We start from the raw sequence: 25224 nt of genomic DNA on the forward strand, positions 1-25224 counted from the left end.
ACGCCGCGCGGCAGACGGCAGTGTGAGGACACGACCTGGAGGCCCAGGAGTCCCCGGCCGCTCACCTCGCCACCGCCAGGCAGTACGCCTCGTCGGAGGCGAGGAGGTTGCGGTGGGTGTCCTCGGCCGTGATGACGCCGTCGTCCAGGACGAGGACCCGGTCGGCGGCGTCCAGGACGGCCGGACTGCTGGTGATCACGAGGGTGGTACGGCCCCGGCGCAGCTTCACGAGGTTGCGCGCGATCAGTTGTTCGGTGACCGCGTCGACGGCCGTGGTGGGGTCGTGCAGCACCAGGACGTCGGTGTCGGCGGCCAGGGCGCGCGCCAGCGAGAGGCGTTGACGCTGACCCCCCGAGAGGTTCGCGCCTCGGTCGCGGACGGCGTGGTCGAGCCCGGCGCGGTGCAGGGCGACGACGTCGGTCAGCAGGGACGCCTCGACGGCCTCGGCCACCATCCGGCCGGTGCCCGAGGGATCGATGTTCGTACGGAGGGTGCCCGCGAAGATCTCCGCGTCGTACGGGTTCACCAACAGGTGCTCACGGACCGCCTCGACCGACAGGCCGGCCATATCCTGCCCGCCGATGCGCACCACTCCCTCGTAGGCGTGCGGCGGGACGTTCACGGCCAGGATCGACGCGAAGTCCGCCGCCGCGCGCGGGTGGTAGGCGGTGACCGCCACGAACTCCCCCGCGGACACGCGCAGCTTCAGCCCGCGCAGCGTTCCGTACCGGACGCCGTCGATCTCCAGGTCCCCGCCGAGGGCCGGGCTTTGCGGCCCGGGCTGCGTCACCGGCGGGGCCGAGAGCACCAGCGCCATCCGCTCGGCCGAGGCCCGCGCCATCATCACGTACTTCGGCATCTCCGAGAACATCTTGAGCGGCTCCATGATGAACTGCGCGAGGCCGACGGCCATGACGAGCTCACCGAGGGAGATCCGGCCCCCGAACGCCAGCCCGCCGGCCGTCAGGGTCACCGCGGCGGCGAGGGCCGCGTTGAGGGCCTGTGCGGCTCCCGCGTACGCGCCGTTCACCCTGGCGACGGTGACCGCCTGCCGCCTCGCCTCGGTGCTGACCTTCCGGTAGGAGACGAACGCCGCGTGGTTGCCGCCGAATCCGTGCAGCGGGCGCAGGCCGGTGATCAGGTCGGCGACCTTCGCGCCGGCCCGAGCCACCCGGGCCTGCTGTTCCTGTGTGCCGGCACCGATCCGCTTGGACATCAGGCTCAGGATCGTCAGGATCACCACGGTGCCCATGATCACGAGGAGTCCGAGCCGGACGTCCGCGAGGCCCAGCGCGACGGCCGCGACCAGGACGGCGACCAGCGAGCTGATCAGCAGCGGCACCACCTCGATGATGTCGGCGGTGGAGTCGGCGTCCTCCGTGGCGATGGTGAGCACCTCACCGGATTTCAGGCCGGTGTCCCGGTCCACCGGCTGGAGTCCGCACGCGGCGACCTGCACCCGCCAGCGGTGCGCCTCGGTCGTGTTCGCCTTCTGCAGGACGCGCATCCCGAACCGCCACGACAGGGACACGGTCGTGATGATCACCGCCAGCGCGCCGATCGACACACCGAGGGAACCGGGGCTCCGGTCCTGCAGCGTGTGCTCGACGATCAGACCGAGCGCGATGGGGAAGGCGGTCTCGCCCGCCTGGTACAGGCCCATGAGGACGGTGCCCCAGGCCATGGCGGCGAGATTGCGGCGCAGGGCGGTCCGCAGGATGACGGTGCCTCGGAGGGGCCGGTGGGGGTCAGGAGCGGGCATCGAGGTGACCGGCAATCGCTTCGGGGGTTCGCAGGGTGAGCAGGTCGCGGATCGTGATCACCGGGCCGTACTCCCGGCGGAGCAGCCCGGTCAGACGCACGGCGAGCATGGAGTGCCCGCCGAGGGAGACGAAGTCGCTGACGGCGCTGACCTCTTCGTCGTCCAGGTCGAGCGCCTCGGCGAAGAACGCGCACACGGTGCTCTCGGTTCCGGTCTCCGGTGCGCGTTCGGCCGCGGTGGTCAGCACCCCCAGCGGCCTGGCCTCCGGCAGGGCCTTGGTGTCGGCCTTCCCGTTCACGGTCAGGGGGATGCGGTCGACCTGGGCGTAGTGGGTGGGGCGCAGGAAGTCCGGAAGGGCGGCGCACACTTCGGAGGCGACGGACGCCAACGCGGATCCCTCGTCGAGCACCAGGTAGGCGGCCAGCCGGTACACCCCTTCGGCCTGCGGGTCCGGCTGCGCGACCACGGCGGCGAACCGCACCGCCGGGTGGTCGGCGAACGCGGCCTCGACCTCGCCCGGCTCGACGCGGTGTCCGCGGATCTTGACCTGCTGGTCGGTGCGGCCCAGGTACATCAGGTTGCCGTCGGGCCGCCGGATCACCAGGTCCCCGGTGCGGTACATGCGCTCGCCGGGTCCGGCGAACGGGCATGCGACGAAGCGGTGCGCCGTCTGGGCGGCCCGGCCGAGGTAGCCGCGTGCCGTGCCGACGCCGGAGACGTACAGCTCGCCGGGCACCCCGTCCGGCAGCGGGCGCAGCCAGGGGTCGAGCACGTACACCTCGGTGTTGTCGATCGGGACGCCGACCACCGGGTCCTCGCATTCGAAAGTGCCCACGCCGAGGGTGTTGATGGTGTATTCGGTGGGTCCGTACAGGTTGTAGCCGACCGTGCCCTCGGTCTCCGCGAGCCGCTGCCACAGGGCCGGGGTGACCGCCTCGCCGCCGAGCAGCACCAGGGCGGGCCGCCGTCCGGGGGTGTCGAGCAGGCCCTCCGCGACCAGCTGGTGCGCGTACGTGGGGGTCACGTTGACGACGTCGATGCCGTGCTCCAGGCAGTACGCGACCAGCCGGGGCGCGTCGCGGCGCAGTTCCTCGTCGCAGATGTGCACCTCATGGCCGTCGGCGAGCCACAGCAACTCCTCCCACGACATGTCGAAGGCGAACGACACGGTGTGCGCGATTCTGAAGACCCGGTGCCCGTGCGCGGCCAGCACCGGCTCGAAGATGCGTCGCTGATGGTTGATCAGCATGTTGGTGAGCCCGGCGTATTCGGTCACCACGCCCTTGGGCCTGCCGGTCGATCCCGAGGTGTAGATCGTGTACGCGGGGTGCCGCAGGCGGTCCGGATCGTCCGGCGCGAACGTCCGGTACGGCTCCGCCCCGGGCAGCGGGCGGTCCAGCTCGATGAGGTCGCCGGTCAGCCGGGGCGACACCGCGCCGACCGTGAGGATCACGTCCGGGCGGGCGTCGTCGACGATCGCGGCTATCCGCTCGTCCGGGTGGTCGAGCTCCAGCGGGACGTAGGCCGCTCCCACGCGCAGCACGGCGAACAGCGCCACGATCGAGTCGAGCGAGCGCGGGACCGCGAGGGCCACGGTGCGCTCGGGTCCGATGCCGCGTCCGGCCAGCACACCCGCCACCGCGCGGCTGCGGTCGCGGAGCTGGGCGAAGGTCAGGGTCGCGCCGTGGGCGACGAGGGCGACGCGGTGCGGGTCGCGGTCCGCCGCCCGGTCGAACCGGTCGACGACGGTGTCCGTCCCGATGCCCGTACGCGTGGCGGGCCCGGGCTCCGGTCCCGGTCCTCGCAGAGCGCCGACGGGGCCGGTGGTCCTGGCCAGTTCCTCCAGCAGGCGCAGGTAGTCGTCCAGGAGCCGGCGGGCGTTCGCCGGGTCGTCGTCGCGGTGCTCCAGTCTGACGGTGAGCCGGTCGCCGGGGGTGACGACCCAGGTGAACGGATAGTGGGTCGAGTCGTCGGCCCGGACCGAGGTGATGCCGTGCCGTGCGTTCATCCCGGCGAGCGCGTCGAGGTCCAGGAAGTTCTGGAGGACGAAGAGGTTGTCGAACAGGGTGTCGTGTCCACTGGCGCGCTGGATCTCGCCGAGGCCCAGGTGCTCGTGCTCCATCGCCTCGACCCGGGCCGCCTGGACGGCCGTCAGGTACTCCCGGACCGTGTCGTGCGGCCGGGGCCGCGTCCACAGGGGCACGGTGTTGAGCAGTACGCCGACGATGGCGGAGAGCCCCTCGCCCTCGCGGCCGGACACGGTCACGCCGAACACCGCGTCGGCCCGGCCGGTGTGCGCGCCGAGCAGGAGGCCGAACGCGCCGGTCAGCACGGTGTTCAGCGTGACGCCGTGGGCCTTGGCCGCGTCCCTCAGCAGGTCCGACAGTTCGGCGGACAACGTGTGGACGAGCGCGCGCGGCAGTTCGTCCGGGAGATCGGGGCGGGGCCCGGCGAGCAGGGTCGGTCCGGTGAGGCCCTCCAGGTGCCGCGCCCAGAAGCGTTCCGCAACCGCGGGGTCCTTGGCGGCGAGGGTGCGGGCGTAGTCCTCGAATCCGGGGCCGGCCGGGGGCCCCTCCAGTGGCTCACCGGCTACGACGGCCCGGTAGGCGTCGAACAGGTCGCGCAGCAGGATCTCGCGGGACCAGCCGTCCCACAGCAGGAGGTGGTAACTCAGCAGCAGCCGGTCGCACCCGTCGGGCAGGCGCACCACGGTCAGCCGGACCAGCGGCGGCTCGCCCGGGTCGAATCCGGTGTCGCGGTCGCGGGCGCGCAGGGCGTCGGCCTCGGCGTCCGTCGCCAGGTGAACGGTGCGGACCTCGACGCGGCGGCCCGCCCTGAGGACCTGCACCGGGTTTCCGCGGTCGTCGGTGGTGAAGCCGGCGCCCACGACCGGGTGCCGTGCGATCACGTGCGCCATCGCCTCGGCGAGGGCGTCGGTGTCCAGGCGGCGGTCGAAGGTGAAGTAGCTCTGTGCGACGTAGTGCCCGGCCGTGGCCGCCATCTGGGCCTGGAAGTACAGGCCGCGTTGGAGGGGGGTGACCGGAGCGGTGCGCTCGGCCGTCGCGGCGGCGTCGGCGATGTGTTCCAGGGCGGCTCGCCAGTGGCCGGTGATCTCGTCGGGGATGCCGTCGGCGAGGGTGAAGGCCGCGTGCAGGCTGCCGGTGGTGTCGTCGGTCCAGGCGTTGACCTCGACGGCGTACGGGCGGCCCTCGTCCGTGCCGGCGAGGTGCGGCGCCCGGGACTCGCCGCTCCGGCCGAGGTAGTTGAACAGCACCTGCGGGCGGGCGGTCAGCAGCGGGGCGGTCTGCGGGTTGAGGTACCTGAGCCGGCCGTAGGCGACGTGTCCGTCTTCGTCCGGCTGGCGTGCGGCGACCTCGCGCGCCGCCTCGACGGGGTCGGTGTGCGCGGTGAGCCGCACGGGTGCGATGGCGGTGAACCAGCCGACCGTACGGGTGTAGTCGTGGTGTTCCCGCGCGGGGACCCGGCCGTGCCGCTCCAGATCGATCGCGAGGTCGGTGGGCGACGGCTGGAAGCGGGTCAGCGCGGTGCGGAGCGCGCCGCACAGCAGCTCGGTGAGCCCGATGCCGAGTGCGGCGGGCGCGGTGCGCGTCACCCGGTCGCTGACGTCGGGCGCCAGCACGACGGTCGTCTCGCGCACGCCCTCGACGGCGGGCAGCAACGCGGGCGCGCCGAGCGTGGTGATCCAGTCGCCCAGGCCGGACACCTCGGCGGACCGGGCGGTCATCGCCTCGGCGTACTCGGCGTACGACGTGGTGGGGGGTGCCAGCTCCGCCCCGTCCAGTGCGGTGGCCAGGTCGTCGAGCAGGATCAGCCAGGACACCGCGTCGACGGCGAGATGGTGCACGGCCACCACGAGCGTCCGGTTCTCCGGCATCCAGGAGAACGCGATGACGCCCCCGGACCCGGATGCGGCACCGGTCTCCGGATCGAGGCGTCCGGCCGCCTCGTTGGCGGCGGCCGTCACGTCGGTCGTCCCCGTGCGGCCGACGGTGACCTCGCGGTGGGGCTCGGTGCGCAGGGCCCACACGCCGTGCCCGGCGTGCAGCCGCAGACGGAGGACCGGGTGCGCGGCCACGACGGCGTTGGCGGCGCGTGCGACATCGGCGAGCCCGGCGCCCTCGGGGACCGTCAGCCATCTGGCTTGGGCGAACCGGGCGAGCGAGCCGCCCAGTTCGCGCCTGCGCAGGATGATCGGCGTCGGGAGCAGGGGGCCGTCAGCCCGGTGGGCGGGCGCGGGGGCGGCGATCCGCTGCGTCCGCGCTTCCAGCTGCTCGGCGAGTGCGCGCGGGGTCTTGAACAGGAAGACGTCCCGCGGTGCGATCGGAAGTCCGATGGCCCGGGCCCGGTTGATGAGGGTGATGGCGAGGATGCTGTCCCCGCCGGCCATGAAGAAGTCGGTGCCGGCGTCCACGGCGGAGCCGGGCAGCGTCTCGCCGAAGACGCTCACCAGTGACGCGAGCGCGGACCCCGGAGCGACCGCCGGGACGGCTTCCCGGCCGGTGAGCGCGGAGCCGGCTGCGCCTTCGGGGGACGGGTCCGTGGCCGCGTGCTCGGCGAGGGCCTCACGGTCCAGCTTCCCGTTGACCGTGAGCGGGAGCGCTTCGACCGGGCGCACCCGCCCCGGCACCATGTGCGCGGGCAGCTTCGCGGCCAGGAGGCCGGTGAGTCCGCCGGGTACCCGGCCCACGATGTGCGCGACCAGGTGGTCTCCGCTGTCCGCCACGGTGACGGCCGCGTCGACCACGCCTTCGAGCTCCCTGATCGCCGACTCCACCTCGCCGGGCTCGATCCGGAACCCCTTGAGCTGGACCTGGTCGTCGGCGCGGCCCGCGAACTCCAGCTCCCCGTCCAGGGTGCGCCGGGCGAGGTCGCCCGTGTGGTACATCCGGGAGCCGTCGCCGGCGAACGGGTCCGCCACGAAGCGGCCCGCGGTCAGTCCCGGCCTGCCGAGGTAGCCGAGCGCCACCTGCTCGCCCGCGACGTAGATCGCGCCCACCCTTCCGGGCGGCACCGGCCGGAGCCGGTCGTCCAGGAGATGGATGCGCAGGCCGGGCACCGGACCGCCGATCGGACTGACGCCGGTGTCGAGGTCCTCGGCGCCGAGCACCCGGTGGGTGACGTGGACGGTGGTCTCGGTGATGCCGTACATGTTGACGAGTTCGGGCGCGTCGGCGCCGTACCGCTCGACCCACCCGCGCAGCCGTACGGGATCCAGCGCCTCGCCTCCGAAGACGATCCGCCGCAGTGCGGTGGCCGGTTCGCCGGCGTGCCGGTCGGCCTCGACGAACCGGTAGAACGCCGATGGGGTCTGGTTGAGCACCGTGACTCCGCGCTCGCGGACCAGCCGGTGGAAGTCCACCGGGGAGCGCGTCAGCGCGTAGTCCGGCACGAGCAGTTCACCACCGTGCGCGAGCGCGCCCCACAGCTCCCAGACGGCGAAGTCGAAGGAGTACGAGTGGAACTGGACCCACACGTCGTCGGGGCCGAACTCCATGTCGGCCCGGGTGTTCGCGAGCAGCGCCACCACGGAGGCGTGCGGGACGACGACGCCCTTGGGCCGGCCGGTGGACCCCGACGTGTAGATCACGTACGCGGGATCGTCCGGGCCCGGTTCCGCGGTCTCCGGCGCGGGCCCGTGCGGAGGGGGCGGTTCGTCGCCGAGCACGAGCACCCGGGCCTGTACGCCCGCCCGGGACAGCAGGCGCGCGAACCGGTCCCGCTGCTCGCGGTCCACGAGCACGGCCTGCGGTGCGGCGTCCGCCAGGACGTACTCCAGCCGTTCGTCCGGGTAGTCCGGGTCCAGCGGTACGTACGCACCGCCCGCCGTGACGATCGCGATCAGGGCGAGCACCTGTTCCAGGGAACGCGGTACGCCGACGGCGACGCGCGCGCCGGGCCCGGCGCCGGCCGCCCTCAGCACCCCGGCCAGCTCGTCCTTGGCCGAGGCCAGTTCACCGTACGTGAGCGACCTGGTGCCTCCGTCGAGGGCGCACTGGGTGACGGCGACGGCGGCCGTGTCCCGGCGTGCGGCGGCGTCGAACAGCGCGCCAAGGGTCGCCGGGGCGACCGGGGCGGGGCGCCGGTCCTCCTCGGCCGCCAGGTCCGCGACCAGGGCGTCCGGCCGGGTGAGCAGGCCGGTGAGGGTGCGGGTGAACCTGCGCAGGATGGCGGCGGCGCCCGATTCCCGGAGCAGGTCCCCGTCGTAGATCAGGTGGAAGCGCGGGCCGCCGTCGGGGGCGCGCTCCACCACCAGCGTCAACGGGTAGTGCGGGGCCCCCTCGTTCACGATGCCGGTGACGACCACCTCGTCGTCGGGCCCGCGCAGGGCGGTCACGTCGGTCGCCACGTCGAACACCACAAGGGTGTCGAAGCGGGCGCCCGCGCCGGCCTGCCGGCCGATCCTCGCCAGCGAGACGTGCTGGTGCGGCAGCACGGTGCTCTGGTGCTCCCGCACCGAGGCGAGCAGACCGGACGACGTCGTGGTCCCGGACCACCGGGCGCGCACGGGAATGGTGTTGATGAACAGGCCGACCATGTCGGCGATGCCGGGGACGTCCGCGTCGCGTCCGGAGACGGTCGATCCGAACACCACGTCCTCGGCGTGGAGGATGCCGCCGAGCGTCACGGCCCAGGCGCTGTGCACGGCCACGCTCAGGGGCACGCCCGCCGACCTGGCGGCCGCGTCGATGCCGTCCGACGGCTCCACGGCCGTGTCGGCGAACCGGTCCGACGGGATGTGGCCCTCGGCGACGAGGGAGGGGCCGCACAGCCCGGCGAGCTCCTCGCGCCAGACGCGCTCGCTCTCGTCGGCGTCGCGCCCGGCGAGCCAGTGCACGTAGTCGGGGAAGCCGCCGGCCCGGTACACGGTGCCCGGCCGGTGGTATTCGGCGAGCAGGGTGCGGAGCATCGGCGGCACCGACCAGCCGTCGGCGATGATGTGGTGCACGGTCTGCACCAGGACGGGGCGGCCGGCGCCCCGCCGGATGAGCGTGTAGCGCATCAGCGGGCCGGTGGCCAGGTCGAACCCCTGGCGACGGTCGTGCTCCGCGTACGTCCGGATCTCGGCGTCGGTGATGCCCGGACGGTCCAGTGTGGTGAAGGGCGCCTCCGTCCCGCTCTCCAGCACGGAGACCACCCGGCCGTCGGCCAGGGCGACGAATCGTGCGGCCAGGTTCGGATACAGCGTCAGCAGCCGGGTGGCCGCTGCCGCGAGCCGTCCGGCGTCCACCTCGCCGTCCAGCGTCAGCAGTTGCTGCTCGACGTAGCCGCCGGCCGCGTCGTCGTCGAAGACCGAGTGGAAGTACAGGCCTTCCTGCAACGGGGTCAGCGGCAGAATGCCGTGCAGTCGCGGGCCGTCCAGGGCGTCGACATCGGCCTGGGTGAGCGCCAGCGGGGCGAAGTCGCTGGGCGAGTGGCCGCCGTGTTCGAGCGAGGCCAGTCCGGTCAGGGCCTCCCGCAGATAGGCGCCGAGGGTCGTGATGTCCTCGTCGGTGAACAGGCCGTCGGGCCAGGAGAGGGTGGCGACCAGTTCGTGCGCCCCGGACGCGACGGGTTCGGCGACGAGGTTGAACTCCAGGGCGCGCGGCAGGCGCATCCTCGGATCGCGCTTCTCGCCGAGCTGCCCGGTGGTCCCGGCGAGCTGCCAGTCCCCTGCGGCGTCCGAGTCGAAACGGCCCAGGTAGTTGAACAGCACCTGGGGAGCGGGCGCGTCGAACCGCGTGTCGTGCACATACCGCAGGGCGCCGTAGGGGAGCCCGTTGCCCGGCACGCGGGCGAGGTCCTCCTTGACCGCCTTCAGCGCGGCGGCCAGGTAGGCGGGCGAGGTGAACGAGTCCGTGGCGCCGGGGTCGACGGTCACCGGGAACAGGGTGGTGAACCAGCCGACGGTCCGGGAGAGTTCGGGTTCACAGCCGGCGGCCTCCGCGACGAAACGGCCCTCGCGGCCGTGCCCCTCCAGTTCGATGTGGGCGAACGTCTGGTCCTGGCCGAGGTCGCGGCGCCACCGGGCGAGGGCGACGGCGAGCGCGGTCAGCAGGACGTCGTTGACGCCGGCGTGGAACTTCGCGGGGATCTCGCTCAGCAGCGCCGACGTGGTCCCCGTCCCCACCGAGACGGTCCGCTGCCGCTCCCGGGCGACGGTGTCGGCGTCGGTCGGCGCACGCCTGCCCAGCGGTCCGTCGGCACCGGGCAGGGGACGCTCGAAGTAGGCGCGGTCCGCGTCGAACGCGGGACGTCCCAGCAGCTCGGTCCAGCGCCGGAACGACGTTCCCACCGCCGGCAGTTCGAGCGCCGCGCCTGAGCTGTACTGCCGCCACGCCGTCGCGATGTCCTCCCTCAGGACCCGCCAGGAGACGCCGTCGACGACCACATGGTGGATGACCACCACCAGCTGCCGGTCCTCGCGGCGCCAGACCGCGCGCAGCATGACGCCGTTGTCCGGGTCGAGCCCCTCGGTGGCGCGTGCGACGCAGGCGTCGAGCGGCAGGCCGCTCTCCTCCCACGCGGCGACGGCTCCTTCCGCCTCCGGCACGAAGAAGCTCCAGCGCTCCCCGCGCACCAGCCTGGCCCGCAGCATGTCGTGGTGGCGGACGAGCGCGGTGAGGATCCGGTCCAGGGCGTCGGCGGTCAGGTCCGCCGGGGTGGTGAGCACCACCGACTGGACGAAGCCGTCGACCGCGTCGGTGGTCTCGCCGAGCCACTGGACGATGGGCGATCCCACGACGGGCCCGGTCGGCACGTCGTCGTCCTGCGCCGTGGACGGGTCCTCGCGGCTCGCGACCGCGGCGAGGGCGCCGACGACACCGTGGGTGAAGATCTGCCGCGCCGTGACGTGGAGACCGGCGTCCCGCAAGGCGCTCAGCAGGGAGATCGCCAGAATGCTGTCCCCGCCCAGCCGGAAGAAGTCCTGGTCGACGCCGACCTCGTCCAGCCGCAGTACGGCGGCGACGGCCGCGCAGACCACGCGCTCGTTCTCCGTGGTGGGCGCGAGCAGCGGACCGGCCGCGGTCACGGGTTCCGGCAGCGCCGCCCGGTCGACCTTGCCGTTGGCGGTGAGCGGGAACTCCTTCAGCACGACGGTGCGGGCGGGCACCATGTAATCCACCAGGTGCGCGTCCGCCCAGTCCCTGACCTCGTCGGCGTGCAGGTCCTCGTGCCCGGCGGCCGGGATCACGTACCCCACGAGGTAGGTCCCGCCCGCGGTGTTCTTCCTGGCGACGACGCAGCTGTGCCGCACGCCGGGGTGCTCGGCGAGTCCGGCCTCGACGTCCTCGGTCTCCAGGCGCATCCCGCGGATCTTGATCTGGTTGTCGGCGCGGCCGAGGAAGTCGAGCGATCCGTCCGGGGCGTAGCGGGCGAGGTCGCCGGTGCGGTACAGCCGCGAGCCGTCGGCCGCGAACGGGTTCGCCACGAAGCGGGATGCGGTGAGGCCGGGCGCGTTGACGTATCCGCGTCCCAGGAGGAAACCGCCCACGTACAGTTCGCCGCCGGCCCCGACCGGGACGGGGCGGAGTTCGTCGTCGAGCACGTACAACTGCGTGTTGGGGTTGGCCTTGCCGATCGAGGTCGACAGGCGTTCCGCCGCGCCCCGGTAGATGACGTGCGAGACGCCGATGGTCGTCTCGGCGGGGCCGTAGCCGTGGTACATGGGGATGTCGAGGCGGGTGCGGAAGCGCTCGTAGAGCTCGGGGGTGAGCACCTCGCCGCCGCACCACACATGGCGCAGGCTGTCCAGACGGCCCGAGTCGCCCGCCATCTCCAGCAGGACGTCGAGCATGGACGAGACCAGGTAGGTGAAGGTGACGCGCTGCTCGGCGATCACGCTGAGCAGGTGGTGCGGGTCGCGTTCGCCGCCGGGCCGCAGGACCACCAGCCGTGCGCCGCACACGAGCGGCAGGAAGATCTCGTTGATGGAGATGTCGAACGACAGCGGCGCTTTGAACAAGGACGCGTCGTCGGGGCCGAAGTGCAGGATCTCGCCGGACTGCCACAACAGGCGCTCGCTGATCGCCTCGTGCCGGATCATCGCGCCCTTGGGCCGGCCGGTCGAGCCGGACGTGAAGATCACATAGGCCAGGGCGGCTCCGGGTACGGTGACCGCGGGGCCCGTGGCGGGGTGGGAGGCGAACCGCCAGTCCCCGAGGTCGACGGCCACGGCGTCCGGCTCGCCCGGGCGGTGCTCACCCGAGCCGGTGAGCTGGAGCACGACCCGGGCGTCCTCGATGACGACGGCCCTGCGCGCGGCGGGCCACTGCGGATCGAGCGGGACGAACGCGCATCCCGCCTGGAGCACGCCGAGCAGTGCGACCACCATGTCGGCGGAGCGCTCCAGCGAGATGCCGACGACCTGCTCGGCAACGAGTCCGCGCTCGAGCAGGTGGTGGGCCAACTGGCTTGCGTACGCGGCGACCTGTCGGTACGTCAGGGTGCGCTGCGCGTCCACGATCGCGACGGCGTCCGGGCTTCGCCGTACCTGCTCGTGGAACATCTCCACGAGGGTCGGACGGACCCGGCCGGCCTCCGTGTCGTTCCACCGGGCCAGGGCCTCGATCCGTGCGGTGACGCCCGAGGGGCCGATGGTCCCGAGGGGCCGGTCGGGGAAGTCCGCGAGGTCGTCCAGGGCGAGCTGGGCGTCGGCCTGCGAGACGCCTTCCGGGACGGCGATACTGCGGCCGTCCGCACCGGTCTCCCAGCCGGCCGGTCCCGGGCCGCCGCTGCCGGCCCATCCGAGGACGTCGGCGAACAGGGTGCCGGGGCTCAGGTCCATACCCTGCGGACTGTGTCCGGTCGCCCAGTAGGAGAGAGCCACGGCGCACGCGGTGACGAGCGCGCGGTCACTGTGATCACCGGTTCGCCGGCGCAGGCCGGCCAGGCCCGTTTCGGAAAGCAGTACGAGACGAGCGCCCGGTTCCATCATCGAAGACTCCGCTTCCCATCCGAGGTGTCCAACTTAGCCTAGCCTAACTAAGGTTCACCTAACTACCTTCGCGCCAGGCCTGCCACAACCGTGCGTACCGGCCCCCCAGAGCCACCAGCTCCTCGTGCGTCCCCTGCTCCACGACCCGTCCCGCGTCCAGCACGGCGATCCGGTCCGCCGCCATCGCCTGGGTCAGCCGGTGCGCCACGAACAGCGTGGTCCGCCCCGCGCACGCGGCGAGCACACCCCGCTCCAGCTCGGCGGCGCCCGCACTGCCGGCCTCGGCCGTCGACTCGTCCAGGACCACCACGGGCGACCGCGCCAGTACCAGCCGGGCCAGGGCGATCTGGGCGACCTTGGTGACGTCCAGGCGCTCCCCGCCCTCGCCGACCACGGTCCGCAGTCCGTCCGGCAGCGCGTCGGCCCACACCCCCGCGCCCACCGTCCGCAGCGCGTCCGCCAGTTCCCCGTCCGTCGCCTCCGGCGCGGCCAGCCGCAGGTCGTCGGCGAGCGGGCCGGAGAACACGTGCGTCTCCTGCGTCAGGATGCTCACCAGGGCCCGCGCCCCGGCCTCGTCCAGCCCCGCGAGGTCGTGCGGCCCGATCCGCACCGAACCGGTCTGCGGGGTTCCGATGCCCGCGATCAGGGCGGCGAGCGTCGACTTGCCCGCGCCCGTCGCCCCCACCAGGGCGAGTGAACCGCCGGCGGGGATTGTCAGGCCGACGTCCCTGAGGACCGGGTCCTCGGCGTCGGGGTAGCTGAACGTCAGCCCTTCCACGGTCACTTGGTACGGGCCCGCACCGGCCGGCGCCACGGTGGAGTCGCCCACCAGGCGGTCCTCCGTCCGCTCGCCCAGCACCCCGACCAGCCGGGTCAGGCTCGCGCCCGACTTCTGCGCCTCGTCGAAGGTGAACATGATCGCGCCGAGCGGTGTGAACAGCCGGTGGAACATCAGCGGAGCGGCCGACACCTCCCCGAGGGTGGCCGCGTCGCCCTCCAGCAGGGCGTATCCGGCCAGGAGGATCAGGACCAGTCCGATGAACTCGGCACGGTTCTCCCTGCCGACGAAGCGGCCGAAGAACCGGAACACCTCGATGCCCAGTTCGCGTACCCGCCACGACTCGTCCGTGACCTTCTCGCGGAACGCACCCTCCAGGCGGTAGGCCCGGACCGTGTCGATCCCGTTCAGACCGCTGATCAGCGCCTGCGCCCGGTCGGCCTGCGCCGCCCGTTGCCTCCGGTAGAGCGGCGCGGACCGGGGCAGGTACCAGCGCAGGGCCAGGGCGTACGCGGGAAGCGCACCCGCGCCGGCGAGGCCGAGCCGCCAGTCCAGCCCGAACATGCCGGCGGTCGCGATGGCGACCAGCACCCCCGCCGAGAACACCGTGGGAACGGCCGACCGGATGCCCCGGGACAGCACGGCCACGTCGTCGCCCACCCGGGACAGCACATCGCCCCGGCCGACCTCCTCGATCCGTGCGCTGGGCATCCCCAGCACCGCGCGGACGGCGCCCTCGCGCAGCCGGGCGAGCAGCTCCGCGCCCAGCCGTCCGATCAGATAGGCCGACGCCGCGGTGGCGGCCGCCCCGAGCAACGCGGCGGCGACCATCAGCACGCCGATCCGGACGAGGAGCGACCGCGGTTCGCCCCCGGCCACCCCGTCGACCACCTGGCCGAGCAGGAGAACCGGGAGCACCTGGAGCGCCGCGCCGGCCACCGTGGTGAGCACGGTGGCCGCCGTCAGCCACGGCGTCTCGCGGCAGTGCGCCGCGATCCACCGCGCCCCCTCTCCCCCGGTGGCCGTGCGGAGGGTCGCCGGGGCGGCTCGGGCGCCGGTGGTGGTCACCCGCACTCCGGGGCGTTCGTGCCGGCCGACGTCACCGGGCGGCCGACTCGACGAGCTCGTCGATCGCGTACGGCAGCGACAGCAGGGTGCCCTGGGAGATGGCCGCGCCGACCGCCGGTCCCTCGCTGTCGAGCAGATACGACACCCGGCCCTCCTTGACCGCCTTCAGGTTGCCGAACAGTTCGGACTTCTTCAGGGCTTCCTGGTCGGCCTTGTCGTTGATGACGAAGATGCGGTCGACGTCCACGAGGTCCATCCGCTCGGGCGAGAGCACGGTGTAGAACTTGCCGCCCGCGATCTTGTCGATCTCCGTCGCGCCCTTGAAACCGATGCCCGTCACCAGGCGTCCGCGCACATCGGTGGTGGTGAACGGCGCGACGGACTTCTCGTACCAGGACAGCGCGACACCGGTCTGCGTCGCGAACTCCGGGTGGGCCTCGGCGGCGGCGTCGAGCTTCTGCTGAATGCCCTTCACCATCGCCGCGCCCTCGCTCTCCTTGCCGAGCGCCTTGGCGATGTGGACCGCGTTGTCCTGCCACGGCGCGCTGAAGGGCTCCTTCTCGGCCTTGGTGCGGCCCACCGTGGGGGCGATCTTCGAGAGCTTGTCGTACGCGGCCCGGTCGACCTCCGAGTAGACCGCGATGATCAGGTCGGGCCGAAGGGCGGCGATCTTCTCGTAGTTGGGGCCCGCGTCACCGTTCTTCATGATCACCTCGGGGCGCGCGTCACCCCACTTGTCCTTCACCCACGGCCACTGGGTGTTGATGTCGGGGACCTTGCCCACGGGGTTCGGGTACTGGTCGACCATGCCGACCGGCTTGATGCCGAACGCCAGGATGGTCTGGTCGTCCGTGTAGCCGACCGAGACGACCCGCTCGGGCGCCTTGGTGATCTTCGTGGAGCCGAACGCGTGCTCCACGGTGACCGGGAAGGCGCCGGCCGCCGCGGCAGGAGCCCGGCCGCTCGCCTTGTCCGCGTCGTCCGGGCCGTCGGAACCGCAGCCCGCCAGGAGGCCGATGCCGAGGGTCGCGGCGGACACCGCAGCGGCCAGCCGCTGCCAGGGCCTGGTGGGCGTCGTTCTACGGGTGAGCATCCGGAATCCCTTGCTTTCGCGCTGTCCACTGAGCCCTTCGCAAGGGCAGGCAAACCTTACCCCGCTTAAGTGAGGGTAGCCTAGCCTAACTAGCGTATTCCCGTTGCCGGAAACCTAGTTGAGCGAGACGTGGGCACGGCCGATCGGCACGATGAGGGGCCGGTCGCCGACCGGATCGTCGATGACCAGGGCACGCAGCCCGAACGCCTCGTGCAGCAGCGCGGCGGTGATCACCTCGCGCGGGTGCCCCTGGGCCAGGACCGCCCCGTCCCGCATCACGATGAGGTGGTCGCTGTACCGGGTGGCGAGGTTGAGGTCGTGGAGCACCATGACGACGGTGCGTCCCGACTCGTGCAGGTCGTCGACCAGGTCGAGCACATCGATCGCGTGCGCCAGGTCCAGGTACGTGGTCGGCTCGTCCAGCAGCAGCAGATCGGTGCCCTGGGCGAGCGTCATCGATATCCAGACCCGTTGACGCTGCCCGCCGGACAGCGAGTCGACGGTGCGGTCCGCCAGTTCGGACACCCCGGTCATGGCCAGCGCGGCCGCCACCACGTCGGCGTCGTCCGAGGACCACTGCCGCAGCCAGCTCTGGTGCGGATGCCGCCCCCTGGCGACCAGGTCGGCCACCGTCAGCCCCTCCGGGGCGACGGGCGCCTGGGGAAGGAGGCCGAGCTTCTTCGCCACGTCCCTGGTCCGGAGCGCGGCGATGTCCTCCCCGTCCAGGACGACCGCACCGCCGACCGGCTTCAGCAGGCGGGTCAGCGTGCGCAACAGGGTGGACTTCCCGCAGCCGTTGGGCCCGATGATCGTGGTGATCACGCCTGGCGGGATGGCGACGTCCAGCTGGTCGATGACGGTCCGGCCGCCGTATCCGACGGTGACGCCTCTGGCGGCCAGCCGGGCGGTGTCCTCGACCGCGGGCTCGCTCTCGGTGGTGGGGTGGTGCACGGCCACGGGGCCTCCTCTGTCCGGGTATTGCATCTCGTCCGTCATCTATCGGAGGTTGGCCCGCACCAGCAGATACACCAGGAAGGGCCCGCCGACCGCGGCGGTGACCACCCCCACCGGGAGGGAGACCGGCAGCACCGAGCGCGCCACCAGGTCGGAGCCGGTCAGCAGCAGCGCGCCGGTCAGGCCCGAGGCCACCATCGGTGGTGTCGGGCACCTCGCCAGACGCATCGCCACCTGCGGCGCCACCAGCGCGACGAACGGGACCGGGCCGGCCGCGCTCACCGCTACCGCGGCCAGCAGCACCGCACACAGCAGGAGGACGGCCCGCACCCGGGTGTAGCGGACGCCGAGGCCCGCGGCGACCTCGTCACCGAGGTGCATCGGCTTGAACTGGAACGCGACGCAGGCCACCAGGGCCATCAGGGCGAGCGAACACCACAACGCCACCCGGACCTCGTCCCACGACCGGTTGTCCAGCGAGCCGACCAGCCATGCCTGGGCCCGGGCCACGTCCCTGACGTCCGCCGAGACCAGCAGCCACGTCGTGACCGCCTCCGTCACGGCGCTCACCGCGATCCCGATGAGGACGAGCCGGAAGCCGTCGATGCCCCGCCGCCACGCCAGGAAGTACACCAGCAGCCCTGCTCCGAGGCCACCGGCGAGGGCCGCCGCCGAGAGGCCGACCGCGCCGACGACGGCCGCGGCGGTCCCGCCCGACACCGTCACCAGGAACACCGCGACCATGCTCGCGCCCCCGGTGATCCCGAGGACGTCCGGACTGGCCAGCGGGTTGCGTGCGACGGACTGGGTGATCGCCCCGGACACCCCGAGCGCGATCCCGACGACGACGCCGGCCAGCGCCCTCGGCATCCGCAGGTCCATGATCACGAACTGGTCCACCTGCTCCCCCCGGCCGAGGATCGTGGCGATCACCCGGGAGAGACCGATGGGGAAGTCCCCGACGCCGATGGAGAGGCAGAACACCAGGAACGCGGCGGCCGCGAGCACCAGAGTGACCAGCACGAGCCAGGGCCGCCATACGAACGACACCTGGCCGAGGCGCACGCCCGGCACCGGCGCCGGTGAAGTCCTCATCCCGTTCACCTTCACGCGCTCCTGAACCTTCCGCGCCACACCAGAGCCGCGAAGAACGGGGCGCCGAGGAGGGCGACGACGACACCCGCGTCCAACTCGCCCGGCCGCACCACCAGTCGGCCCACGATGTCGCAGACCAGGAGGACGAGGGCGCCGAGCAGACCGGCGTACGGAACCAGCCAGCGGTAGTCCGGGCCGGTCAGGGAGCGGGCCACGTGCGCGACCATGAGACCGAGGAACGCGATGGGGCCGCACGCCGCCGTCGCCGCGCCCGCCAGCAGCGTGATGGCGAGGATGCCGGCCGTCCGGCTCAGCGCGATGTTCACGCCCAGCCCCCGCGCCACGTCGTCCCCCAGGTTCAGCAGGTTGAGGGAGGGCAGCAGGGTGAGCGCCAGTACCAGCCCGACGGCGACGAATCCGGTCACCGGCCCGATGACCTCGAATCCGACGCCCGCCACGGAGCCCGCGTTCCAGAACCGCAGCGCGTTCAGCGACTTCTGGTCCGACAGCGCGACCGCGGTCGTCATGGCCGCGAGGAACACGGTGGTCCCCTGACCGGCCAGCGCGAGCGTCAGCGGATTGCCGGCGCCCCTGCCGATACTCGCCAGCCCGAACACGACGACACCGGCGACCGCCGCTCCAAGGAAGGCGAACCAGACGTACTGGAACGGATCGCCGAACCCGAACACGGCGATCACCGACACCACGGCGAAGGAGGCGCCCGCGTTCACCCCCAGTAGGCCGGTGTCCGCGATCGGGTTGCGCGTGTAGCCCTGGATCAGCGAGCCGCCGACGCCCAGGGCGACGCCCGCCACGACGGCGAGCACTGTCCGGGGAACCCGCACGGTCTGCACGATGAGCCGGATCTCGGTGAGCCGCTGGTCGGATTCCGGCGCCGCGAACAGCCCGTGCCACACCTCGGCGGGGCTCAGCGCCCGCGCCCCCACGGCCAGGGACGCCGCCGCCGCGACGACGAGGACGGCCAGCAGCGCCCCGAGTCCCGCAACCCGCCGTCGGCGGGCCGTGGTTGCGCCCCGGGCGGCGGGGCGTTCCACTGCAGTCGTGCTCATGTCGGCGTTCGTCATCCCTTTGATCCACTCGCAAGCGCGGCCGTCCGGTCCGGGGCAGCCCTTAGCGGGACGCGCCGGCCGTTCCGCCGACGGCGGGTTCCGCACCCCGGGCCAGCAGCGAGTCCAGGATCTCTCCGACCCGGATCGCGGTGTTGGAGAGCAGCGCCGAGGTGATGCCGTGCGTGTGCTCCGTACCCCCCTGGAGGTAGATGCCGCAGCGCAGGGCGGAGTCCGTCGCGATGCGGTAGTCGCGCTCGACGCGGACCCTTCCCTGCTCGTCCCGCAGGCAGCGGTCCGCGACATCGCCCAGGAGACCGAGCGGGTCGGCGGGGCTGTATCCGGTGGCGAGCACCACCACGTCGGCGTCCAGGAGGGTTTCCTCACCCGTGACGAGGGAGCGCACGGTGGCGCGGACGTGGTCCGGCGTCTCCTTGACCTCTTCGAGGCGCGACACGTTGAGGAAGCGCAGCCGCTCGGCGCCGAGCACCTTCTCCTGGTACATCTGCCGGTAGAGGTCGTCGATCAGGTCGATGTCCACCACGGAGTAGTTGGTGTTGCCGTGGTAGTCCATCAGTCTGCGCTTGACCCCCTCGGGCGCGGCGAAGTACTCGTCGACCGCACCGGGGTCGAAGATCTTGTTGGCGAAGCTGCTGTCGTCGGCGGGGCTGTACCCGTAGCGGGAGAAGACCGCGCAGACCTCGGCCCCGGGGAAGCGGCGGTGCAGATAGGCGACGTTCTCCGCAGCGCTCTGCCCGGCCCCCACGACCACGAACCGCGAGGGTGAGGCGCCCTCCAACGCGTCGACTTTCGCGAGCAGTTCCGAGTTGTGCCAGACACGCTCGCCGCGCTCCACACCCTCCGGCATGAGCGGGCGCAGCCCCGTGCCGATGACGAGGTTGCGCGCGCGGTGCACGGTGAGTCCCTGGCCCGAACGGACCGTCACATCCAGGTATTCCACGTCGCCGTCATGGACGACGGCCGTGACGCCGACGACCTCGTGGTCGTAGGAGACCAGGCTGCCGACCTGTTCCGCGGCCCACTCGAAGTAGTCGTGGAACTCCACCCGCAGGGGGAAGAGGTTCTTGTGGTTGATGAAGTCGATCAGCCGGCCCTTGCTCTGCAGGTAGCAGAGGAAGCTGAACTCGCTGGACGGGTTCCGGAGCGTCACCAGGTCCTTGAGGAAGGAGACCTGCATGGTCGCGTCGTCGATGAGCATGCCGCGGTGCCAGCCGAAGCGCGGCTGCTGCTCGAAGAAGCGGGCGCTGACCGCCTCCCGGTTCCCGCCGCGTGCGTTGTGCTCGCTGATCGCGATCGCCATGGCCACGTTGGACGGCCCGAAGCCGATGCCAATGAGGTCGTGGACCGGTGGTGCGTCGCCAGGACGAACCTGTGACATGTCACTCCCATCGTGCGGGGACGCCGCCTGTCAGAGGTGGGGAAAGCGCAAGAGACGGGCACGCCGAGGGAGCGACCCGGGAAACTTAGGTGAGCCTAAGCTAATCCAGGAACCGTGTCGATAGACCGGAACCGGCCAAACGTGACGCCGGAAGCCTCAACCCAGCCACACCGAGGGCCCGTTGTCAGATTAGGTTAGCCTTGCTTTACTGACTGGCGCTCCATTCCCACGCTGAGGAGGAACCCCATGCGGGTCGTCATGTTCGGTTACCAGACCTGGGGGCACCGCACCCTGCAAGCCCTCCTGGACTCCGAGCACGACGTGGTGCTGGTCGTGACCCATCCGCGGAGCGAGCACGCGTACGAGAAGATCTGGAGCGACTCCGTCGCCGACCTCGCCGAGGAGCACGGCGTTCCCGTGATGATCCGCAACCGCCCCGACGACGAGGAGTTGTTCGAGCGTCTCGAGGAGGCCGACGCGGACATCATCGTGGCGAACAACTGGCGGACCTGGATCCCCCCGCGCATCTTCGGCCTCCCCCGCCACGGCACGCTGAACATCCACGACTCGCTGCTGCCGAAGTACGCCGGCTTCTCGCCGCTGATCTGGGCCCTGATCAACGGCGAGCGCGAAGTGGGCGTCACCGCGCACCTGATGAACGACGAACTCGACGCGGGCGACATCGTCCGGCAGGAGGCGGTCCCGGTCGGGCCCGCGGACACCGCCACGGACCTCTTCCACAAGACCGTCGACCTCATCGCCCCGGTCACCACCGCCGCACTCGCCCTCATCGCCGCGGGCCGGACGGAGTTCACGAAGCAGGACCGCTCCCGGGCGAGCTTCTTCCACAAGCGTTCGGCCGAGGACATCCGGATCGACTGGACCTGGCCGGCGCAGGACCTCGAACGCCTGGTGCGCGCCCAGTCGGATCCGTACCCCAGCGCCTTCGCCTTCCACCGGGGCAAGCGCCTGGAGGTCCTGGCCGCCGTGGTGTCGCAGGGCCGCTACGGCGGAACGCCCGGCCGGATCTTCTACCGAGAGGGCGAGGGTGTGGTGATCGTCGCCGGTGCGGACGCCCGTACCGGCCGCAACCACGGCCTGGCGCTGACGCGCGTGCGCACCGAGGACGGCCGGGAGATGCCCGCGACGGAGTACTTCACCACCATGGGCGGCTACCTGACCAGCCGCCCCTGACGCATCGTCGCCGCGCAACCAGGACGCAGCCGCGGAACCCCGGGCGGTCGAGGGGGGTCCGCGACCGTGCCGGCTCCGCCGTGCCAGGCGAAGGCCGAGTTCTTCCGCATGCTCGGACACCCGGCGTCTCTCCGACGGTGCGGGGTCCCCTGCGGGGGGCGGTGCGCGTTGTTGCTTGCCCCGGTCCGGGGCGGAGGGTTCCGTCCTCAATCGCCGGACGGGCTTGGTGGTCGCGGGTGCGGGTGCGCCGCGTTGCGGGTGCGCGCCTGTCCGGTGGGTGGGGGTCCGGGGTCCCTCCGGGGCGTCTCCTCAAACGACGAACGTTCGGCGGGTACGCAGCCGCACCCGGGTCGATGTTCGTCGTCCTGCGGGGACTCCCCTGCACGCCCCCGAACCCGCCCGCCGTGCGTCTGCGACAGTCGATTCACCGGGCGTACAGGCGCAGGACGGCCGGGTGGGGGCGTGCAGGGGAGTCCCCGCAGGAAATGGCGTACGACTCCGGTCGTTTTCCCACCGGGCCGCACATGCCATTTCTGAGGAGACGCCCCGGAGGGACCCCACCCCCACCCACCGAACAGAGCGCACCCGCGCAACGCGGACGGCCCGCACATCTCAAGCCCGTCCGGCGATTGAGGACGGAACCCCGCACCGCAAGGGGACCCGCACCCCGCAAGGGGCTCGGCAGCCGGCCGCTCAGCGGGCCGTCGCGACCAGGCGGCGCAGCGCGGCCTGTGCGGGCGGGCCCCAGCTGGCCTTGCCCCCGTGCCGGCCGTGCACTCCGGCGTCCCCGACGAGGATGCCGCTGAGGGCCTGCCGCACGGCCCAGCCCCGCGCGCGGCGCAGGGTCGCGGCGTCCGCGGCCGGCCGGTAGGCGGCGTGGAAGCGGTCGACCGCGCCGTCCGGCAGCAGCACCCAGGAGGCGGCGAGGTCGCACGCCGGATCCCCCGAGCAGAGATCGCCGAAGTCGATCACACCGCAGAGGGTGCCGTCGGCGGTGAGGACGTTGGCCGGATGCAGATCTCCGTGGAGCCACAGCGCCGGCCCGGTCCACTCGGGCGCGGCGACGGCGTCCTCCCAGACCGCGCGGACGGCGGCGGGATCGGGGATCAGCCCTCGCTCGGCGGTCGAGTCGAGCGTCTTGAGGAGCTCCCCGGAGAAGCGGGACAGCGAGCCGCCGCGGCCGAAACGTCCGACGGGCGCCGTGCCGGGAGCGGGAACGTGAAGCGACGACAAGAACCGGGCCAGGGCGTCGGCCGCGGGGGCGGCCCTGGTGACGGGTGCGCGGTCGGCGGGCTCACCCGGTACCCACGTGGTGACGATCCAGGGGCGCGGAAAAAGCTCGGACGGTTCGCCGAGGCGTTGCGGCACGGGGATCGGCAACGGAAGGTCCGGCGCGAGGACCGGCAGCCAGGCGTGTTCCCCGAGAAGCAGCTCATCGGCCGACTGCGTCGCCCACGGCAGCCGGACGGCGAGGTCATCACCCAGCCGCCACAACTGGTTGTCCCAGCCACGCGCGCCGAGCCGCACCGCCCGGTCGGCCAGGTCGGGGTGTTGCTCGCGGAGCAGTTCCCGTACGAGCTCCGCGGTCATCTCGGTCCCGGTGGTGTCGGTGTGCGTCATGCGGACCAACCGTAGCCGGGCCCGTCGCCGGGGAAGACCGCGGAGAGCGCCCCCGGGTGCCTCTCGGGTGACCGTGTCTCACGGACCGCCTCCCGCGGCTGTGCGCGAGAGCATCCGCAGCGTCTTCTCGGGGTCGGGGACCGACACCGCCAGCCGGCTGAGCGGTGAGCTGCGGTGCAGTTCCAGACACAGCACCGGGCCGCCCGCCCGCACCAGCGTGAAATCCTCACCTGCGTGGTGTTTCCGGATGCCCGCGCACAGTCTGCCGGGAAGGCAGGTGCCGCGCTCGCGTTCACCGCGCAGTGCGCGCCACCAGTCGGGCTCGACGTACACGCGGCGCAGCGCCGATTCCGGTACGCGCACGCCGCGTCGGCGGGCCGCGGCCTTCTCCCACCACGACAGCCGTACGACGATGTCCCCGCCGTCGACCACCACCCGCGCCATGGATCCACCTCCTGCCTGACCGGATGCGGGCGCTCCCCCGATCCGGTCCACGGCATCCTCCGGCGTGACCGGATCGCTCACTTGGCCAGTCCGACCCGGACCAGCGCGGCCGCCAGCCTCGGCAGATCGTCGTCGGCGACGAGGCCGGCCAGCCCTTCGGGTGTGTCGGGCAGCCCCAGTCCGGCGGCGGCGCGACGGGCCCGGGCGTCGAACGCCGGGCGCAGCTCGGGCCACAGGCCCTGCGCCTCGCGGCTGAAGATGTCCGCTCCCACGGGCCCTATGCGGGGGAACTCCCGCAACAGCCCGCGCACGCGCTCCGGATCTCCGCCGGCCTCCTCGCGCAGGCGCCGCAGGTCACCGCGGTACCGGTCGAGCAGGAACTCCGCCCCGTTCCCCAGCGCGGTGGCCGTGCTCTCGTCGTACCGGCGGTAGTGCGCGCGGCCCAGCGCGTCCACCCGGTCCTGCCAGGAGGCCTTCAGCATGGCCTGCGGCGTACGCATCCCGGCTGCGGACAGTTCACGCGCCGCGGCCACCGCTATGTCGGCTTTGATGCGGACCGACAGGAGGACGCAGAGTGTGAGCAAGCGGTACAGCGGCGCCGGGGTGTTCCGCAGCCGGATTCCGGCTTCGTCCGCGTAGGTGCGCCCGTGCTGGCCGAGCAGCCGCTTCACTGTTGCCGACCGGGGCATGGGGTACCTCCCAGAGGCCGATCGGCGGCCCGGCCGGCATCGTTCACCCGGCCACCGAGGCCACCGCGTAGCGCGGTTCTTCACCGTCGTGTGTCGTGTGTCGAAACGGCCGGCCGTCTGTCATTTTACTCGCGCGCGTGGGGCGCGGCCCTGTACGGGGTCCCGGACGGAGGCCTCCGGGGGCGCTCCGAACCGGGCGTCGCACGGCCCGGTGCCGGAGGGTGCCGCGTCCTCTCTACGGCTCGCCGGTGAGGTGTTGTTCGGCCGCCAGCACCGCGTCGTGCACGCCGGTCCTGCCCAGCAGGACGCACAGCGTGTACGCGGCGTCGTCCAGTGCCTGGCGCGCCCTCATGTCGGACGGGGCGGCGGTCAGCCGGGACTGGCACGCCCGGAATTCCGCCAGGACCTCCTCGGTCCGGGCCCGGCTCGGCATCAGCCCGATGCACGCCGAACGGGGCGACACGGTGCGGGCCGTCGCCACGGCCCGGTGCAGCGCCCGCTCGACCACGGCCGGCATCGCGGTGCCGCGCGAGCCGGCGGCCATGGCGGCGGCCACTTCGGCGGGTGTGACGCCCGCCGCCTTCGCGGCGACGCCCAGCACCCATCTGGCGTCCCGGGCCGAGCAGGGGGTCACCGCCATGACGGTGCCCACCGCCCAGGCGGCCCGGGGCTCGTCGATGGGGGGCTGAGCGGCGGACACCGCCGCTTCGGGCAGCGAGCCCGTGCCGTCGGACTCGAGGTTGCGGGGCATGCGGGCAGACATCATCATCAGGGCCATTTCTCGACGCAGCGACGGAAGAGTTCCGCGACGGCCGTGGGAAGACGTGCCGGCCTTCGCCCGCCCCCGTGTGCTCGTTCCCGAAAACATGACATCCGGAGGACGAGCGCGCCTGCGGGCCAGGCCGCTCGGGTGATCGCCCGAGCGGGTGAGGTGGGCGGGGAGCGGGGCCGGCCCGGAGGAGCCGGTCCGGGCACCACGGCGGGCGAGGCGGCGAAGGTACGTCCCCGGTGCCCCGCATGAGGAATGTGCGGTGCGGGGGGCGGGGTCCGGGTGCGGATGAGTCGCGGCCGTGCCCACAGTTGGAGGGCACAGCCGTCGGCCGGACCACCGCCGGTGGAGGAAGC

At 72.6% G+C, this 25224-nt stretch carries 13 protein-coding genes; 1 reads left to right on the top strand and 12 read right to left on the bottom strand.

All coding sequences use genetic code 11. From position 1 onward, the window contains the following. Window positions 1–61 precede the first annotated feature (61 nt). The 8 genes from E6R60_RS15970 to E6R60_RS16005 all read right to left on the bottom strand — a co-directional run bounded on the left by E6R60_RS15970 (window position 62) and on the right by E6R60_RS16005 (window position 20152). On the bottom strand, window positions 62–1762 hold the full coding sequence (locus tag E6R60_RS15970; RefSeq protein ID WP_136327218.1) for an ABC transporter ATP-binding protein: 1701 nt from the start codon (window positions 1760–1762) through the stop codon (window positions 62–64). After that, window positions 1749–12698: a non-ribosomal peptide synthetase gene (locus E6R60_RS15975; RefSeq protein WP_136327219.1), complete on the bottom strand. Its 10950-nt coding sequence runs from the start codon at window positions 12696–12698 to the stop codon at window positions 1749–1751. Before E6R60_RS15975 ends, E6R60_RS15970 begins: the two co-directional genes overlap by 14 nt. Window positions 12699–12756: 58 nt before the next feature. Continuing rightward, window positions 12757–14544: an ABC transporter ATP-binding protein gene (locus E6R60_RS15980; protein WP_136327220.1), complete on the bottom strand. Its 1788-nt coding sequence runs from the start codon at window positions 14542–14544 to the stop codon at window positions 12757–12759. A 31-nt stretch (window positions 14545–14575) separates the two neighbouring features. Beyond that, a complete protein-coding gene (locus tag E6R60_RS15985; protein WP_136327221.1) occupies window positions 14576–15637 on the bottom strand; it encodes an iron-siderophore ABC transporter substrate-binding protein in 1062 nt (353 codons plus the stop codon). Window positions 15638–15751: 114 nt separating this feature from the next. Beyond that, window positions 15752–16594, bottom strand: coding sequence for an ABC transporter ATP-binding protein (locus E6R60_RS15990; RefSeq protein WP_168713620.1), 843 nt, complete (start codon window positions 16592–16594; stop codon window positions 15752–15754). Window positions 16595–16633: 39 nt separating this feature from the next. Then, complete coding sequence (locus E6R60_RS15995) at window positions 16634–17686, bottom strand: iron chelate uptake ABC transporter family permease subunit (protein ID WP_136327222.1); 1053 nt, start codon at window positions 17684–17686, stop codon at window positions 16634–16636. 11 nt (window positions 17687–17697) lie between these two features. After that, window positions 17698–18756 (bottom strand): iron ABC transporter permease, encoded by a 1059-nt coding sequence (locus tag E6R60_RS16000; protein ID WP_168713622.1) that lies wholly within the window; start codon window positions 18754–18756, stop codon window positions 17698–17700. Between the two features lie 61 nt (window positions 18757–18817). Beyond that, window positions 18818–20152, bottom strand: a complete 1335-nt coding sequence (locus E6R60_RS16005; RefSeq protein WP_136327224.1) for a lysine N(6)-hydroxylase/L-ornithine N(5)-oxygenase family protein — start codon at window positions 20150–20152, stop codon at window positions 18818–18820. Window positions 20153–20398: 246 nt separating this feature from the next. Between E6R60_RS16005 and E6R60_RS16010 the strand changes: the two genes are divergently transcribed. Then, window positions 20399–21346, top strand: a complete 948-nt coding sequence (locus E6R60_RS16010; protein WP_136327225.1) for a methionyl-tRNA formyltransferase — start codon at window positions 20399–20401, stop codon at window positions 21344–21346. Window positions 21347–22039: 693 nt separating this feature from the next. On the opposite strand, the gene E6R60_RS16020 is transcribed toward E6R60_RS16010, so the two are convergent. The 4 genes from E6R60_RS16020 to E6R60_RS16035 all read right to left on the bottom strand — a co-directional run bounded on the left by E6R60_RS16020 (window position 22040) and on the right by E6R60_RS16035 (window position 24850). Beyond that, window positions 22040–22966 carry an aminoglycoside phosphotransferase family protein gene (locus E6R60_RS16020; protein ID WP_136327226.1) on the bottom strand — a complete coding sequence of 309 codons (927 nt, stop codon included), beginning with the start codon at window positions 22964–22966 and terminating at the stop codon, window positions 22040–22042. Window positions 22967–23044: 78 nt separating this feature from the next. Then, the gene (locus E6R60_RS16025; RefSeq protein ID WP_136327227.1) at window positions 23045–23410 is read right to left on the bottom strand and encodes a hypothetical protein; all 366 of its coding nucleotides are present in this window, start codon (window positions 23408–23410) and stop codon (window positions 23045–23047) included. Window positions 23411–23487: 77 nt separating this feature from the next. Further along, a complete protein-coding gene (locus E6R60_RS16030) occupies window positions 23488–24099 on the bottom strand; it encodes an endonuclease (RefSeq protein WP_136327228.1) in 612 nt (203 codons plus the stop codon). Window positions 24100–24334: 235 nt separating this feature from the next. Further along, window positions 24335–24850, bottom strand: a complete 516-nt coding sequence (locus E6R60_RS16035; RefSeq protein ID WP_168713623.1) for a DUF5133 domain-containing protein — start codon at window positions 24848–24850, stop codon at window positions 24335–24337. Between the last annotated feature and the right edge of the window lie 374 nt (window positions 24851–25224).

Source organism: Streptomyces sp. A0642 (assembly GCF_004795105.1).
Taxonomy (GTDB): domain Bacteria; phylum Actinomycetota; class Actinomycetes; order Streptomycetales; family Streptomycetaceae; genus Streptomyces.

Coding starts and splice junctions, on each gene's coding strand:
- E6R60_RS15970 (WP_136327218.1), bottom strand. CDS start 1,762: ATGCCCGCTCCTGACCCCCACCGGCCCCTCCGAGGCACCGTCATCCTG.
- E6R60_RS15975 (WP_136327219.1), bottom strand. CDS start 12,698: ATGATGGAACCGGGCGCTCGTCTCGTACTGCTTTCCGAAACGGGCCTG.
- E6R60_RS15985 (WP_136327221.1), bottom strand. CDS start 15,637: ATGCTCACCCGTAGAACGACGCCCACCAGGCCCTGGCAGCGGCTGGCC.
- E6R60_RS15995 (WP_136327222.1), bottom strand. CDS start 17,686: ATGAGGACTTCACCGGCGCCGGTGCCGGGCGTGCGCCTCGGCCAGGTG.
- E6R60_RS16000 (WP_168713622.1), bottom strand. CDS start 18,756: ATGAGCACGACTGCAGTGGAACGCCCCGCCGCCCGGGGCGCAACCACG.
- E6R60_RS16005 (WP_136327224.1), bottom strand. CDS start 20,152: ATGTCACAGGTTCGTCCTGGCGACGCACCACCGGTCCACGACCTCATT.
- E6R60_RS16010 (WP_136327225.1), top strand. CDS start 20,399: ATGCGGGTCGTCATGTTCGGTTACCAGACCTGGGGGCACCGCACCCTG.
- E6R60_RS16020 (WP_136327226.1), bottom strand. CDS start 22,966: ATGACGCACACCGACACCACCGGGACCGAGATGACCGCGGAGCTCGTA.
- E6R60_RS16025 (WP_136327227.1), bottom strand. CDS start 23,410: ATGGCGCGGGTGGTGGTCGACGGCGGGGACATCGTCGTACGGCTGTCG.
- E6R60_RS16030 (WP_136327228.1), bottom strand. CDS start 24,099: ATGCCCCGGTCGGCAACAGTGAAGCGGCTGCTCGGCCAGCACGGGCGC.
- E6R60_RS16035 (WP_168713623.1), bottom strand. CDS start 24,850: ATGCCCCGCAACCTCGAGTCCGACGGCACGGGCTCGCTGCCCGAAGCG.